The organism is uncultured Tenacibaculum sp. (assembly GCF_947502995.1).
Taxonomy (GTDB): Bacteria; Bacteroidota; Bacteroidia; order Flavobacteriales; family Flavobacteriaceae; genus Polaribacter.
Window position 1 is genome coordinate 26,412 of sequence record NZ_CANNBW010000012.1, and the last position, 14,905, is coordinate 41,316.

The 14,905-nt window shown below is 29.1% G+C and carries 15 protein-coding genes; 5 read left to right on the forward strand and 10 right to left on the reverse strand.

Annotated elements, in window-relative coordinates; genetic code table 11:
• Positions 1 to 220: 220 nt before the first annotated feature.
• From Q1A46_RS11055 to Q1A46_RS11075, 5 genes are all read right to left on the reverse strand, one after another.
• Positions 221 to 403, reverse strand: a complete 183-nt coding sequence (locus tag Q1A46_RS11055) for a hypothetical protein (RefSeq protein WP_299678195.1) — start codon at positions 401 to 403, stop codon at positions 221 to 223.
• A gap of 895 nt (positions 404 to 1,298) precedes the next feature.
• Positions 1,299 to 1,904 (reverse strand): methyltransferase domain-containing protein, encoded by a 606-nt coding sequence (locus Q1A46_RS11060; protein WP_299678197.1) that lies wholly within the window; start codon positions 1,902 to 1,904, stop codon positions 1,299 to 1,301.
• A gap of 32 nt (positions 1,905 to 1,936) precedes the next feature.
• Positions 1,937 to 2,524, reverse strand: a complete 588-nt coding sequence (locus tag Q1A46_RS11065; RefSeq protein ID WP_299678199.1) for a hypothetical protein — start codon at positions 2,522 to 2,524, stop codon at positions 1,937 to 1,939.
• Positions 2,525 to 2,780: 256 nt separating this feature from the next.
• Positions 2,781 to 3,344, reverse strand: a complete 564-nt coding sequence (locus tag Q1A46_RS11070; RefSeq protein ID WP_299678201.1) for a hypothetical protein — start codon at positions 3,342 to 3,344, stop codon at positions 2,781 to 2,783.
• A gap of 199 nt (positions 3,345 to 3,543) precedes the next feature.
• Positions 3,544 to 4,542: an alpha/beta hydrolase gene (locus Q1A46_RS11075; protein WP_299678203.1), complete on the reverse strand. Its 999-nt coding sequence runs from the start codon at positions 4,540 to 4,542 to the stop codon at positions 3,544 to 3,546.
• Positions 4,543 to 4,711: 169 nt separating this feature from the next.
• Here Q1A46_RS11075 and Q1A46_RS11080 point away from each other — a divergent pair, with 169 nt between their 5' ends.
• The 3 genes from Q1A46_RS11080 to Q1A46_RS11090 all read left to right on the forward strand — a co-directional run bounded on the left by Q1A46_RS11080 (position 4,712) and on the right by Q1A46_RS11090 (position 6,172).
• The gene (locus Q1A46_RS11080) at positions 4,712 to 5,146 is read left to right on the forward strand and encodes a TerB family tellurite resistance protein (RefSeq protein WP_299678205.1); all 435 of its coding nucleotides are present in this window, start codon (positions 4,712 to 4,714) and stop codon (positions 5,144 to 5,146) included.
• 66 nt (positions 5,147 to 5,212) lie between these two features.
• Positions 5,213 to 5,809: a hypothetical protein gene (locus tag Q1A46_RS11085; protein WP_299678207.1), complete on the forward strand. Its 597-nt coding sequence runs from the start codon at positions 5,213 to 5,215 to the stop codon at positions 5,807 to 5,809.
• 9 nt (positions 5,810 to 5,818) lie between these two features.
• Complete coding sequence (locus tag Q1A46_RS11090; RefSeq protein WP_299678209.1) at positions 5,819 to 6,172, forward strand: hypothetical protein; 354 nt, start codon at positions 5,819 to 5,821, stop codon at positions 6,170 to 6,172.
• Here Q1A46_RS11090 and Q1A46_RS11095 read toward each other — a convergent pair whose 3' ends face one another.
• The 5 genes from Q1A46_RS11095 to Q1A46_RS11115 form a co-directional block, all read right to left on the reverse strand.
• Positions 6,173 to 6,925, reverse strand: a complete 753-nt coding sequence (locus Q1A46_RS11095; RefSeq protein ID WP_299678211.1) for a DUF481 domain-containing protein — start codon at positions 6,923 to 6,925, stop codon at positions 6,173 to 6,175.
• Between the two features lie 10 nt (positions 6,926 to 6,935).
• Positions 6,936 to 7,919, reverse strand: coding sequence for a peptidase (locus tag Q1A46_RS11100; RefSeq protein ID WP_299678213.1), 984 nt, complete (start codon positions 7,917 to 7,919; stop codon positions 6,936 to 6,938).
• 86 nt (positions 7,920 to 8,005) lie between these two features.
• A complete protein-coding gene (gene gltX / locus Q1A46_RS11105) occupies positions 8,006 to 9,529 on the reverse strand; it encodes a glutamate--tRNA ligase (RefSeq protein ID WP_299678215.1) in 1,524 nt (507 codons plus the stop codon).
• Positions 9,530 to 9,639: 110 nt separating this feature from the next.
• Positions 9,640 to 10,473 (reverse strand): hypothetical protein, encoded by an 834-nt coding sequence (locus tag Q1A46_RS11110; protein WP_299678217.1) that lies wholly within the window; start codon positions 10,471 to 10,473, stop codon positions 9,640 to 9,642.
• 201 nt (positions 10,474 to 10,674) lie between these two features.
• Positions 10,675 to 10,920, reverse strand: coding sequence for a hypothetical protein (locus Q1A46_RS11115; RefSeq protein ID WP_299678219.1), 246 nt, complete (start codon positions 10,918 to 10,920; stop codon positions 10,675 to 10,677).
• Between the two features lie 183 nt (positions 10,921 to 11,103).
• On the opposite strand from Q1A46_RS11115, the gene Q1A46_RS11120 reads away from it, so the two are divergent.
• Together Q1A46_RS11120 and ybeY are read left to right on the forward strand one after the other, a co-directional pair.
• Positions 11,104 to 14,451: a DUF4175 family protein gene (locus tag Q1A46_RS11120; RefSeq protein WP_299678222.1), complete on the forward strand. Its 3,348-nt coding sequence runs from the start codon at positions 11,104 to 11,106 to the stop codon at positions 14,449 to 14,451.
• A gap of 3 nt (positions 14,452 to 14,454) precedes the next feature.
• Positions 14,455 to 14,868, forward strand: a complete 414-nt coding sequence (gene ybeY, locus Q1A46_RS11125; RefSeq protein ID WP_299678225.1) for an rRNA maturation RNase YbeY — start codon at positions 14,455 to 14,457, stop codon at positions 14,866 to 14,868.
• Positions 14,869 to 14,905 lie beyond the last annotated feature (37 nt).

Consider the following 14,905-nt stretch of genomic DNA (forward strand, 5'->3'; position numbering starts at 1 on the left):
TGAAATTATTAATTTCTAAAAAATGAAGGAATAGGAGGATTATACTATTTCTTTATCTTTTTTCGGTTGCTAAATAAAATAAAATTATTTAGGGTTGTTTATCTGTAGTATAGGGGAAAAACACCCTTTTTTTAATCAGTGATCGGTTATCAGTAAACAATGATCAATGTTTTTTTGGTGTAATTTTGTTTTTCACTACTAGTAATCAGATTATTATAATCTAAACATGATGAGAAGCTGAAATAAATTCAGCTTGACGAGAACATGATGTTCCATGGTAAACGTCATTCCGAACTTGTTTCGGAATCTCATCAAGAGAAGTACAAGTGAATTCAACACTATGAGAAGCTGAAATGAATTCAGCTTGACGAAAACGTGATGTTTCACAGTAAACGTCATACATAGATTGAACCATAAAATCCACCGCAAGAAACGAGCAAAATGAAAAGCTGTTTGAGCGATAGCGAGTTCTTTTCATTGCGTTTCGAGGATGTGAGTTTTATGTGTGAAAAGCTGTGAAGACTAGATTTTTTTGCTTCTTTTTTCATCAATGGAAAAAAGAATGAAAGGTACAATGTTTCTTACTCGATAAATGTATTTGTTATTATTCCCTTTCTTTTTCTTGACAAAACCTTTCGACTTTCGCTCAAGACAGGCTTCACAAAAATCAAGACTTCAGATCATCAACTAAAAATCTTCGAACGAATTCTAAAATAAAATAACTCGGCGTTGCCTCAAACAGATTTTATTTCTTAACGAATTTATTCTCTATTTTCTTTACGTCGATTCTCTGAGGTCAGAGTTCTCTAAAATTTAAATAAATTTAGTTTGACAAACGAAATTGTTCCACGATAAACACTTTTATTTTAAACATCGTGAATAGAAAAAAGTGTTAAGAGAGTTTCATGATTGTTTCAAAATACTACAAAATTATCAGCGATACTCGCTGTTAGTTCTGAAATATTACGAAGTTATAAGCGACATTCGCTAGGGGTTTCAAAACTCTACGAAGCTATCAACGAACTTCGTTGACACTTATGAAACTCTACGAAACTATTAGCGAACTTCGTTGATAAAATTGTTTCAAAATAGACGTCATTCCGAACTTGTTTCGGAACCTCATCAAGAGAAGTACAATTGAATTCAACACTATGAGAAGCTGAAATAAATTCAGCTTGACGAACAAAATTGTTCCACGGTAAACGTAATACTTTACTTTTGATTAATGCGTTTTTCGAGTTGTATTGAAATTTTACTTTAAAATCGAAAATAGTTCTCGATACAACTCCCCAAGGTCGTCACTCGAACTGACATTTTGATTTGAATATTCCAAAAAGTTCAATGTCTTTTCTGGCTGCAACAGAGTTATAACTTTTTTCAAAAGATAAAACTTCAAAATATTCAGAGAAATAACTCAAATATTCTTCTTTATCACCGCCAAATGGACGCTTTTCTAGATCTCCAGTTAATGGAATATCAAACCACAAACCAACTAATTTTCCGTTTGGTTTTAATAACTCGTACATCTTTTTTGCATAAGCTTTTCGAGTTTCTGGAAGTGGAGGGAATGAACAAAAAAATGTTTGTTCAATAATTAAATCATATTGACCTTCGAACTCAAAAAAATCGGCTTCTAAAAGTTGGTTTTTAGGGAAATCAGGATTTCGTTCTGCAAATGCTTGTAAAGGTTCGTTAGCAATGTCTAAAACCTCAACATTTGAAAACCCGTTTTTATATAAATATTCTGCTTCGTAAGAGTTTCCTGCTCCAGGAATTAGAATGCTTAAATCTTTGTTGGTTAATTGATCGAAATACGTTTGTAGTGGGAGGGAAGCTGTACCTAAATCCCAACCAGTTCTTTCTTCAATGTAGCGTTGCGACCAGTAGTCTTTTGTTGTACTCAAATTGTTTTAATTTTACTTAAAAATACAACTTTTTACTTTTTCTTGTAACGTGTAATTTCTATTTCAAAAATAGATGTTGGATATAATTTTATACTATCCATTGTAATTTCTTTTATGGCTAAAGATGCATTCTTCATACCAGAAAAATAAGAACATAAAAACAAAGTTTTATCTATTTCTTCAATAGCAAAAAAACTCTTTGTTTCACTATTAAATTTCTTACTAAAACTAAATACTTGTTCTCTTTTATTATTGTTAATCTTCATCACATAAGTTATCGCTTCTATTTCTTCTTTTGTTAAATTTGTTTTTGTGGGAAGCAAACGGTCGTAATTACTTTCAAAAGTAACTTCTTTATCATTATATTTTCCTTCAGAATATATTATGATTTGATTCTCATTTACTACTGTAAATTCATGAGAAACTTCATCTTTTAAGGTCAAAAAACATAGGTTACCTAGTTTAAGTTGGAATTCTGGCTTTTTTAGTGAGAAATCTCTGTAAAAAATCACTTTTTCTTCTTCTATTTCAAACAACCAAAAACCTGGAAATCCTTTTTTCATGTTGTTATGACTAATATCTCTTATCAACCATTTTCCTTGTAAATTCTTATTTTTCATTACTGCAATATTCAAAAAAATAAATGATTATCTATAATGTGAAATGATAACTAACGTTAATCTGAACCTGTTTCAGATTCTCATCATCAACATCTAGTTACTAAAATTATGAGATTCCGAAATAAATTCGGAATGAAGAAAAAACAAGCAATATGACTAAAACGTTTATTCATAAAAATATTTCTAAAAACTAAAAATACCGATAGCTTTCACTACCGGTATTACACAATAACTATTTAATTCCTAATTTTTAATATTAGTTTCCTAAGATTACAGTATACACAACTTGGTCTACATTCCAACCTCTTTCGTTGAAACATCCATTTTGTGCATCAGCTTGAATAAAAGCTATTTTTAATGGCTTAACTTGACGCTCGATTTCTGCAATATGCGCATCGAATTGGAATTGATATCTGTCCATGTTTATATCAGAATCACCATCGATATAGTAAGAATAATCGAAAGTAAATTGTTGTGCTTGTGGAGGAAAAATTAATGTTCCTTGTGAAAAATTAATACAGTTTGATGTATTTACATATTCTTCTATTTCTAAAGCAGAATCACTTCCACATCCAACATCGCTATCTAAAGTACAGTTTACAATTCTTTCAGAAACGATAGCTGCATTTAATTTAGTTCCTGATTGTAATTCTTTTACTATTTCTTGAACTTCTGGAGTGTTAGAAACATCGATTACCTTAACAAATTGTTGGTTTTGATTACTAGTTGGTACAGCTTCTGTTGCTACAGTATCATCATTTTGACAGCTGTTAAATGCTACTAATGCCACAGCAGCAAAAAATAATTTAAAAGTTTTCATTTTTATGAAGATTAAAAGGTTAATTCTGTGGCGAATTTACCCAAAATCATCATCGGAAAAACAAGGTTTTAAAATGGTGATAATTGTATAATATTCTTAAAATTAACTTTACAGATTGCTAAAGTTTTATTGCTAAAATTTTAATCTATCTTTAAAAATCGGATACTATTTTTATTGGTTATAAACCTTTTATAGATTACTATTCTGTTTTAAGTTGTTGCTGTTCTACCATAAAATCGAAACACAAATCTTCTAATCTTTTACCATTAACGGTTGCATTCCACGGACCATGACCTTTTCCTTCTAAAGGATAAAAAGCATGGTTAACTCCTGTAGCAATATAATTATCTCTTAAAGCTTCACCCTCGCTAAATAATACCGTAGGATCCTCTGTTCCGTGCATTATAATTATTGGTGCATTTGAAGCATTAAAGCGTTCTTTACCATACAAATCATTAATGATTTTTACTGAAATACCGCTTCCCCAGAAATCTAAAACTGTATGAACTTTTGTAGATTGTTCTAAATTGGTTGTTGCCAATGTAGGATCTAAAGTCATAGAAATTTCTTCTGTATAATCTTCTGCTGCAGTAACACCTAACATTGTTGCGGTTACAGCTCCTGCAGAACCACCGCCTACAGTAATATAATCAGTATTTATCTTATAATTTGAAGCATTTGCATGTAGCCAACGTAAAGCTGCTTTAACATCTCTGCTTGCAGGATAAATTGCATAAAATTGATCTATTTGAGAAGGTTCTAAACTATTCTGCGCAAAAGGAATCCAAGCTGATGGAATAGTTCCTAAATCTCCTTGTAATCTATAGTTTATTGAAAAAGCAACCCAACCTCTTGATGCAAAGTAGTTTGCTAAATTAGTCATTTGTGGTACATCTTTAGATCCAGATATAAAACCTCCTCCGTGTATTAATAAAACTGCTGGTCTGTTATCATTTGTATTATTAGGTACGTAAGCATCTAATTTTAATTGTTTTACTCTAGTGTTTGTCCCGTTTATAGTTGTATGACTTAATCCTTCTGCATATACTATATCACTTGTAACTAAAACTTCATAAGTAGCATCTGTTGTAACTATTGGTATTTCTTCATTTATTTCAGGAATTTCTTCATTATTTTCTTTGTTACAAGACATTAATAAAAGAGAAAAAATTAGGGTATAAATTATGTACTTCATCATTCAGGTGTATTTATTTCTATGACAAAAATTATTGCTAATGGTTTAATTTTAAATCATTTTCATTAAAAATATAAAATTTATCATGTTGTAAAGAGTGACTTTTTACAGATTTTTTGATCTAAAAAGATGTAGGATTATTTAAATTTATAACAACAAAAAATTAAAAAATATGTCTATATCAGATTTATACGCTAGCGGTCAACACAAACAAGAAATAGGTCATTTTGCTAGTATTGTTAAAATTGCATTAGTTGACAACACGATTACTGAAGGTGAACAAAAATTACTAGATAGAGCTGCTAAAAAATTAAATATTAGCGAAGAAGAATATAAAAAAATACTTAAAAATCCAGATGCTTACCCTGTAAATCCACCAATCGGTTATGATGAAAGTATTGAACGTTTGTATCGTTTAACTACAATGATTTTTGCTGATGGTGATGTTGATAAAGATGAAGTTTTATTAATGAGAAAAATAACAACAGCCTTAAGTTTTCCTTTAGATAATGTTGAAAAAATTTGTGATGAAGCTATTCATTTAGTAATGAACAATAATGATTTAGAGACATTTACAGATGCTATTAAAAAAGTGAATTCTATTTAGATTTCCTATACTAAAGCAAAAATTTAGTAGTTTAGTAAACTATAACCCATCCCCAAATTTATGATTATGAGAAAATTTTTTTTCGTCGTAACAGTATTCTTATTGTCTAATATTTTTGCTCAAGTAGAATCTAATCGAAACAGAAAATGGCAAATTGGCTTTGGAACAGGTGTTGTTAAGTTTTCAGATGAAGATGCAAGTTTTATTGGAGACAAAAACATGATTCAGATTCCAAGATTAAATCTAACCATTCCTATTGGCGAACAATTATCTTTAGACGGAGCCATGTCTTTTAATAGTTTTGGTGTTGGTTTTATCGATAACTCGGTAAAATACTTTTCACTTGATGGTTCTGTTAGATACAATTTCAATCAATTATCCGAAGATTTTGTTCCTTATGTTTTTGCTGGAGGAAGCTTAGTAGATTCTGAAAGAAAAATGACTCCAACTTTTAATGTTGGTGCTGGTCTTACGTATTGGATTACTAATTCCTTAGGTTTAAACACACAATTGTATTACAAACATTCTTTAGAATCTTTCGAAAGTATGCGTTCTCATATCCAAATTACAGGTAGTTTAATTTATTCTTTCGATATTGGTAATTTATTTTCAGGAAGAGCAACTTCTGCCATTGGAGGAGCTTGTTATTTTAACCAACATTAATTACTTGTTATGAAAGCATTTGCCGTATTTTTTTGTATTAGTATGTCTCTATTTTTAGTTTTTTCTAAAGGAAAAAATAAAGAAGAAAAGAATCCGAAGCTACAGTCTGATACCTGTAGATTTGATGGAAAAAAACTTTACGGTAAAATTAAACTTGTTGAATATTCATCTCAAGCAGATATTAAAGTTAAAATAGTCAATTCTTTTCCTGATATAAAAGTAAAATTTGTAGAAAGTTTTGCTGATGATTGTGGTGAATGGCAAATCGTTGAACATGGTGAAGATTTACGTGTATACATCACAGAAAATTTTGCAGATTTAAAAATTAAACCTGTGAATTCTTTTCCAGGAATGTCTCGCTAATTAAAAACTGTACATAATTCCGTTTGTTAATCGGTACTGCTCCTTTGGAATACCTAAAACCGGAAATTCATCATACTGATATGTGAAAGTTGTAGCAAACCTTAAATTTTTAACGATTTTAAAAGACATTGTTGTTTGACTAGAAATTCTAAAGTCAGAAAATAAATCAAATCTCGGTTGAAAGTATGTAGTACTTGCAATCGAGATATTTTTTGTTGGAAATAAACTCATAGAAAAATATGAACTATTTCTCCAATCGCTATTTGTTATTTTTTCATTAGATTCAATCACCTTTTCATTTTCATACATAACTAAATTACCTAAATACAGTTTGTATTTCTCCGATTTAGACAATTTAAAGCGTAAACCCACACCAACTAAACCTCTGAATCGAATAGCAGCTATTTCGTTCTCCTGAGACTGTAAAAACGCCTCTAGAGCGATTTTTTCACGAAATCGATAGTTATACCTTAAATGCTGTGCATTTTTACTTACAAGCTTATTAGAATTCGCTTCTCTAAAATCTAAATCATTAACAAACAACCATAAATGCTTATTGGTCTTGTACTGTACACGTATTCTGTTAGAAAAACCAAATATTGTATTTCTATTTTTTATTAAGTGTAAATCTAATCGTGCAAAACCAGACCAACCTGTTGTATCTGTAACTCGTCTCAAGTTTTCAACATTAATAATTTGAGAGGATAATATAAACGGGAATAGTAGTATTAGAAAAGAAATACGTTTTTTCATTTTGTTTTGGCTAAACTATTGTTGATTTAAAAGCAGTATAAAACTCTTGCTGAAGTTGTTCTATCTGGGCTGATTTATATTTTCTTGAAAAATGTACAGGAATAGGATTTTTTATTCTAGATTTTTTAGCTATTTCACCTGATTTTGCTGCATAACTATGAAAGTTTTTGATTGCCAATTCTTTATCTTCATTCAAATAAAAAGATTCTATGTAAACAGTTTCACAATCTTTAAAGTGTTCTTGAATTTTTTGATGATTTTTTTCATTAGGAGCGTGGTCCATAATAATTCCTAAACTATCTCCTAATTGAACTTCCAATAAATAAAAAAGATCTTCTGCAGAATAATTATTTTCGGCAATGATAATTTCTTTTTCTTTGTCATTATTTTCAAAAGCTTCTTTTAATTCTTTTACCCATTTACCTGGTTTAAAATCACTTTTTTTAATATTGATTTTAATTTTTTCTTTTTCTTGAAACTTATAAGCGACTGTTGGAATTTTATGATCTAACAGCACACAAGAAACTGAAAAATCTTTGTCTTCGAAAATCTGCTTATTTGTGACTTCTTTTACTTTTTTTAGCTCCCAAATTGGAGGTTTTAATTCATAAACGATGTAGTAATTAGCTGATATCACTTCTCTTACTTCATACGTAATTGAATCTTGATTAATAAGGTTCCACGTGTAACCTTTTAGCTTAGATTGTACTTGGGTTGCAATACCTTTTGGACCTATAATAATCACATATAACTCAGTACCAATCTGATGCCTAATTATAGCATCAAAATTGATAAAATGATCTATATGTGTGTGACTGATAAAAACAGCTTTAGTATTTTGTATTTCTTTTACTGTTAATAAACTCGCTTCACCACAATCGCATAAATAATTCCAAGAATGATTGTCTTTCTGAACAAGAATAGAAATATCTTCTTCTGTAGTACTTTTTACTGTAGTTGTAAACATTTTTTCTTTTTCTCTAATTCGTTGCAAAGAAACAAAAATCTAAAATGATTGAAAGAAAAAAAGCGTTATTAAGTACTATAATAACGCTTTTTAAAATATTCATTTGTGATAAACTATCCTAAATTAGTTATCGCATTTTGTATTCTTTTAATAGTTGTTTCTTTACCAACCATAGTCATAATATCAAATAAATCTGGTCCAGCAAGTTTACCAACTAAACTTAATCGTAATGGTTGCATTACCTTACCAAAACCTATTTCTTTAGAAGTAATCCATCCTTTAATTTCAGTTTGAGCGTTTTCAATAGTAAAATCTTCAATTCGTTCAATTACAGAAACTAACTCTGTCATTAAAGCTCCAGTAGTTTCTTTCCACTGTTTTTTAGCTGCTTTTGGATCATATTCTGTAGGATCTTGGAAGAAGAAACTTGATAAATCCCAAAAATCTTGTACAAAAACTGCACGTTCTTTAATTAAATAAACTACCTTTTCTACAAAGTCTTTATTAGTAGTAATTCCTTGATTTTCAAGTATTGGCAAAAATAAACTAACTAACTCATTATCAGTTTTTTGCTGTAAATATTGTTGATTAAACCACTTTGTTTTATCAGGACTAAATTTTGCTCCGGATTTACTTACTCTAGCTAAATCAAAAGCTTGAATTAAAGCTTCTAGTGAGAATAATTCTTGCTCAGTTCCAGGATTCCAACCTAATAAAGCTAACATATTTACAAAAGCATCAGAAAAATATCCATCTTCTCTGTATCCACGTGTAACATTACCAGTATTTTCATTTGTATATTCTAGCGGAAAGACTGGAAAGCCTAATTTATCACCGTCACGTTTACCTAATTTTCCTTTACCAACAGGTTTTAAAATTAAAGGTAAATGCGCAAATTTTGGTGATTCCCAACCAAATGCAGTGTATAATAATGAATGTAATGGGAGAGAAGGTAACCATTCTTCACCACGAATTACATGTGAAATTTCCATTAAATGATCATCAACAATATTTGCTAAATGATAAGTTGGCATACCGTCAGATTTAAATAAAATCTTATCATCCAATGTATTAGTATCAATTTTAATTGTTCCTCTTACTTCATCTTGTAAAATTAAAGTTTCGTCTTGAGGTGTTTTAAAACGTATTACATATTTTTCTCCTGCTTCTATTTTTTGCTGAACTTCTTCTTCAGAAAGTACTAAAGAATTCACCAATCTTCCTTTTTCACGATTATGCCAATTGTAAATAAATGTTTTACCATTTGCTTCATGATCTTTACGATGTGCATCTAACTGATCTGCAGTATCGAAAGCATAATATGCCCAACCGTTTGCTAATAATTCATCAGCATATTTTTTATATAAATCTTTACGTTCAGATTGTCTGTAAGGACCAAATTTCTCATTCTTTCCTGGACCTTCATCAAAAGGAATTTCACACCATTCTAAGGCATCTACAATATACTGTTCTGCATTAGCTACATAACGTGTTTGATCAGTATCTTCAATACGTAAAACGAATGTTCCGTTATGTTTCTTTGCAAATAAATAATTGAATAATGCGGTTCTTACGCCACCCATATGTAACGGTCCTGTTGGACTTGGCGCGAAACGCACACGAACGTTGTCAGACATTTTTTTAATTTTTTAACGAGGCAAAGATAGTTTTAAAAGACAAAGCAAAAAAGACAAAAAAAGAGAGTTTCTTTCGAAACTCTCTTTCATAATATTTATGTAAAAATAATTTATAATTTGTAATACAAACCGAATGATAGTGCAGGAGATTTTGCAACTCTTCTTCCGCTTAAAGCACCACCTAAACCAACATTTGCACCAAAGTTTTTATTAATTTCTCCTATAATTTTAAATCCAAAAGCTGCATAGCTCTGGTCATTAACATATAAACTTGTTCTTAAGTTAGTAAATGGTTGTAAAATTTCTCCATTTTGAAAAGAAGCAACACCATCTAAAAAACCAGCAACCCATAACCAAGAACCTACTTTATAACCAGCTTCACCACCTAATTTAAATGCAGAACTATAATCGTTTGTTCTAATATCAACTCCTGTAAAAGCTTGAATATACCATTTATCGAATCCTCTACCTGCAGAAATAACAGGAGTAAAAGTCCAAGCATCGTAACCAGTTCTTAAACCAGTAGCAGCATCAAAATTACTTGTATTAGCTTCAACCATCAATTGACCAGAAATTAACCACTTTTTATTGTAAAAATTATGGCGAACTCCAACTTGTATATTTCCTAAAGAACTTTCAGATCCTTCAGCAGTTACTGGAAATGGAGTAGGATTAACTAGATCGTTAGTAGCAACAAATTTAAAAGGTAAGTTAGCTATTAAAGTTGTTCTATCTGAAATTCCGTATTCAGCATATAATTGTAACGTATTATCGTTAATTTCTCTTTCAGTTTGAAAATCTGGATTTCCAAAAATATCTGAGTATGTTGGAATTGTAGTAAAAGATAATTGTAAATAAGCCTCACCTTTCTTTTGTGTCCAAGGACTTTGAGCATATGTGCTTATTGATAGGCAAATAAGTAAAAAATAAGTTAGTTTTTTCATGTTTTAAATATTTTCACTGTTAGTTTAAATATAAGTCATTTCCTTACAAAAAATCACTAGAAATTTTAAAATTTCTAGACAGTATAAAGTTTGTATTTATCTTAAATGTTATTAAGCTTTTAAATAAAGTTATATTTTTATTTAAAGAAAAAGACTGATCGAGAATGATCAGTCTTTAACTAATTCTATTTTATGTTTTTCTTAATTAAAAGAACCTATACAACATAAACCGTTACGAACAGTTCCAATACAAGATTCTCCAACTGGAGCATCTAAAACACAAGTTCCACCTTCAGATCCGATGAATCCTTGTCCACCTGCATGATGAGAAGCTACACAACCAGTTGCAGTACAATTAGAACTTCCCCAAATTCCTCCTTGGATAGTTCTTTGTTGTTCTTTTGATAAAATCTTTGTGTTTTGAAGTTTTAAAAATTCTTTTTTCATAATATTTAAATTTATGAGGTTAATAATTACTTTAAATCTATTGTTATTTTCTTTTTAATAGTGTTAAAGTGGATTATTTTAAAATTTATTTAACAAATTATCATATTAAATCACTGTTTTAACTTTTTTAATACTGTTTTTGAACACGAAATTTGTTTACTTTTATAAGTTAATATTTGTTTTATGAGTAATTTCAATCGAATTGAGCAAAAACTTCAGCAGTTTAGTAGAAAATTTAACACAAATGAGCTAATAAAAGGAAGTATTCTATTTTTAACTTTAGGACTTTTATATCTTTTATTTACACTATTTATAGAGTATTTTTTTTGGTTAAAACCTAATGCAAGAACAGTTTTATTCTGGTTATTTATAACCGTAGAAGTATTTTTATTAATTCGTTTTATTTGTTTTCCGATTTTTAAACTTTTTGGACTTAAAAAAGGAATTACACAAGAAGAAGCTTCTAAACTAATTGGAAATCATTTTCCAGAAGTAAAAGATAAATTACTTAATTTTTTACAGCTTAAAAACGAAACAAATTCATCGGAATTACTTTTAGCAAGTATCGATCAAAAAGCAAGTGAACTACAACCGATTCCTTTTTCAAATGCTATAAATTTCTCAGTAAACGTAAAATATTTAAAATATTTAGTAATTCCAGTGGTTTTATGGTTACTTACTTTTATTACTGGTATTGGTGATAAACTTAATGATAGTTTAAATAGGGTAGTAAATCATAGCATTGCTTACAATCCACCTGCTCCTTTTTTCTTTGAACTTACTTCAAAAAACTTAGAGGTAATTAAAGGTGATCCTTTAACTGTTTACATACAAACTAAAGGACAAGTTATTCCTGATGAAGCAAAAATTAACTTTAATAATGAATCTTATTATTTAGACAATAATGGTTCTGGACTTTTTTCTTACACCTTTGAATCTGTAAATAAAAACATTCAATTCTTTATTGAAGCAAACAACATTAAGTCTACTAATTATCAAGTAAATATTATTAAGACTCCTTCAATAAAAAATATCAGTATGCAGATCAATTATCCGAGGTATATTGGTAAAAAAAACGAACAACTTTCTAACGCAACAAACATCACTGTTCCACAAGGAACATTCGTAACTTGGAAAGTTTTAACTTCTGATACAGATAGTGTTAATTACACGAGTAACAATAAAACCAAACCTTTTAAAACAGATAAAAACAACGAATTTTCTTTTCAAAAGAGAATTTTAAAAGATGTAAATTATTTAATAAGTACTTCAAATGTTAAACTAAAAAATTACGAGAAACTAAATTTTTCTATTAATACAATTTCTGATGAATTTCCTACAATTGAAGTTAAATCAAATATTGATAGTATTTCTAGAGGTCCCGTTTATTTTGCTGGTGAAATTTCTGACGATTATGGATTTCAAAAATTAGAAATGGTTTATTATGACATTGATAATCCTGAAAATAAAAAATCTAAACAAATAAAAATTTCTACAGAAAACGTTCAGAGCTTCTTTGCTAAGTTTCCAGATGATTTAAAATTAATAGAAGGTATAGATTATGAATTATTCTTTAGAGTTTTTGATAACGATGCTATACAAGGAAATAAAAAAGCAATCAGTAAAAAATTTTCATATAGAAAGAAAACAACTGAAGAGTTAGATAATGAATTGCTGAATGAACAACAAAATTATTTAGAAAACATTCAGAATTCTTTACAAAAGCAACAAGACAGCAAACAAGAACTAGAAAAAGTTCAATTCGATCTTCAAAACAAGAAGAATATGAATTGGAATGATCAGAAGAAAATAGAGAATATCATTAAGCGACAAGAGCAGTATCAGAACATGATGCAGCGACAAACAAAAAAACTTCAAGAGAACTTTTCTGAAAAGGAAGAAAAAAATGAAAGTTTACAAAAGAAAAAAGAAAACTTACAGAAAAGAATAGAAGAACTTAAAAAGATTCAAAAACAAAAAAAGCTTTTAGATCAACTTAAAAAAATGGCAGAAAAGCTGAACAAGGAAGATTTAATTAAAAAATCAAAACAACTTGCTCAACAAAACAAACAGCAAGAAAAGAGTTTAGAAAGAGTTTTAGAATTAGCTAAACAATATTATGTAGAGCAAAAAATGAATAAAATTGCTAAAAAACTAGATGAATTAGCTAAAAAACAAGAAGAATTAAGTAACAAAGAGAACACAGAGGAGGAACAAAAAAAATTAAAAGAAGAATTTGAAAAGCAAAAAAAGGAATTAGATGATTTAAAAAAGGAAAACGAAAAATTAAAAAGACCAATGGATATTCCTTCAGTTGAAAATTTAAAGAAGGAAACACAAGAACAATTAAACAAAGCAGAAGAAAACCAAAAAAACAATAACAGTCAAAAAGCTAAACAAAATCAGAAGAAAGCTGCTCAAAAAATGAAAGAAATGAGTCAGAAAATGCAGCAATCAATGCAAATGATGAGTAATGAAATGGCTGAAGAGAACATGGAAGATCTTCGTAGTATTCTTGAAAACCTAGTTACATTCTCTTTTGATCAGGAAACATTAATGAATGATTTCTCTAAAATTAATTCAGGACATCCTAATTTTGGAAAGAATTTAAAGAAGCAGAATCAATTAAAAACATACTTCGAACATATCGATGATAGCTTATTTGTTTTATCACTACGTGTACCAGAAATTAGCTCTAAAATACAAGATCATTTAGCTGATGCACATTATAATTTAGATCAATCCTTAGAAAACTTTGCAGATAGTAGATTCCGAAATGGTGTTTCTAACCAAAGATATGTTATGACTTCAGCTAATGAATTAGCCAATATGTTAAGTAATACTTTAGATGCAATGCAAAATCCTAAACCTGGTAGTGGTAGTGGAAAAGGGAAGAGTGGAGATTCATTTAGTTTACCAGATATTATTCAAAAACAAGAAGGATTAATGGAGAAAATGAAGAAAGGAATGAATAAAAACGGAAAAGATGGAAAACCAAAAGATGGCAAAAATGGGGAACCTAAAGATGGAAAAGGAGATAAACAGGGTCAAAAAGGGGAGAATAAAGGACAACAAAAAGGAGAAGGACAACAAGGACAAAACGATGATTTAAATGGAGAATTATACGAAATATACAAGCAACAAAGTGAACTTAGACAACAATTACAAGATGCTATAAAAGATGGAAAAGACGGAAATGGAGAAGGTAAAAAAGCATTAAGAGAGATGGAACAGTTGGAAAATGAAATTTTAGAAAAAGGTTTTAATCAAAGTACTTTACAAAGAATGCAGCGTTTAAATTATCAACTTTTAAAATTAGAAAAAGCAACTTTCGAACAAGGAAGAGAAAAGAAAAGAAAGTCTAACACTAATTTAATCCAATACAATAAAAATAGAATTAAAGAACTTGAATTTAAAAAACAGTATTATAATCAAACTGAAATTTTAAACAGACAATCGTTACCTTTACAACAAAATTACAAGAAGAAAGTTCAAGAATATTTCAACAATAAGAACACTTCTAAAAATTAAAAAATGATAGCTTTTAACTACGAGACCAACTTTGAACTTACAGATGAAAAAAGAACATCTGAATGGATTATTAAATGTATAGAAGAAGAAAACCACGAACTAGGTGAAGTGAATTATATCTTTTGTGATGATACTTATTTACATAAAATAAACGTAGAATTTTTACAACATGATACATTCACAGATATTATTAGTTTCGATTATTCTTTAGGTAAACTTGTGAGTGGAGATATTTTTATTTCTATAGAAAGAGTAAAGGAAAATGCTTCTAAATTTGAAGTTTCTTTTCAAGAAGAACTACACCGAGTCATTATACATGGGATACTTCATTATATGGGTTTTAAAGATAAAACAGATAATGAAAAACAAATCATGAGAGACAAAGAAAATACTTGTTTAAAAGTCTTAAATTTGTAGTCCGTTCCACGTGGAACGGACTTTTTTATTTTAAAGA

Coding starts and splice junctions, on each gene's coding strand:
- Q1A46_RS11055 (WP_299678195.1), bottom strand. CDS start 403: ATGTATGACGTTTACTGTGAAACATCACGTTTTCGTCAAGCTGAATTC.
- Q1A46_RS11065 (WP_299678199.1), bottom strand. CDS start 2,524: ATGAAAAATAAGAATTTACAAGGAAAATGGTTGATAAGAGATATTAGT.
- Q1A46_RS11070 (WP_299678201.1), bottom strand. CDS start 3,344: ATGAAAACTTTTAAATTATTTTTTGCTGCTGTGGCATTAGTAGCATTT.
- Q1A46_RS11075 (WP_299678203.1), bottom strand. CDS start 4,542: ATGATGAAGTACATAATTTATACCCTAATTTTTTCTCTTTTATTAATG.
- Q1A46_RS11080 (WP_299678205.1), top strand. CDS start 4,712: ATGTCTATATCAGATTTATACGCTAGCGGTCAACACAAACAAGAAATA.
- Q1A46_RS11085 (WP_299678207.1), top strand. CDS start 5,213: ATGAGAAAATTTTTTTTCGTCGTAACAGTATTCTTATTGTCTAATATT.
- Q1A46_RS11090 (WP_299678209.1), top strand. CDS start 5,819: ATGAAAGCATTTGCCGTATTTTTTTGTATTAGTATGTCTCTATTTTTA.
- Q1A46_RS11095 (WP_299678211.1), bottom strand. CDS start 6,925: ATGAAAAAACGTATTTCTTTTCTAATACTACTATTCCCGTTTATATTA.
- gltX (WP_299678215.1), bottom strand. CDS start 9,529: ATGTCTGACAACGTTCGTGTGCGTTTCGCGCCAAGTCCAACAGGACCG.
- Q1A46_RS11110 (WP_299678217.1), bottom strand. CDS start 10,473: ATGAAAAAACTAACTTATTTTTTACTTATTTGCCTATCAATAAGCACA.
- Q1A46_RS11115 (WP_299678219.1), bottom strand. CDS start 10,920: ATGAAAAAAGAATTTTTAAAACTTCAAAACACAAAGATTTTATCAAAA.
- Q1A46_RS11120 (WP_299678222.1), top strand. CDS start 11,104: ATGAGTAATTTCAATCGAATTGAGCAAAAACTTCAGCAGTTTAGTAGA.
- ybeY (WP_299678225.1), top strand. CDS start 14,455: ATGATAGCTTTTAACTACGAGACCAACTTTGAACTTACAGATGAAAAA.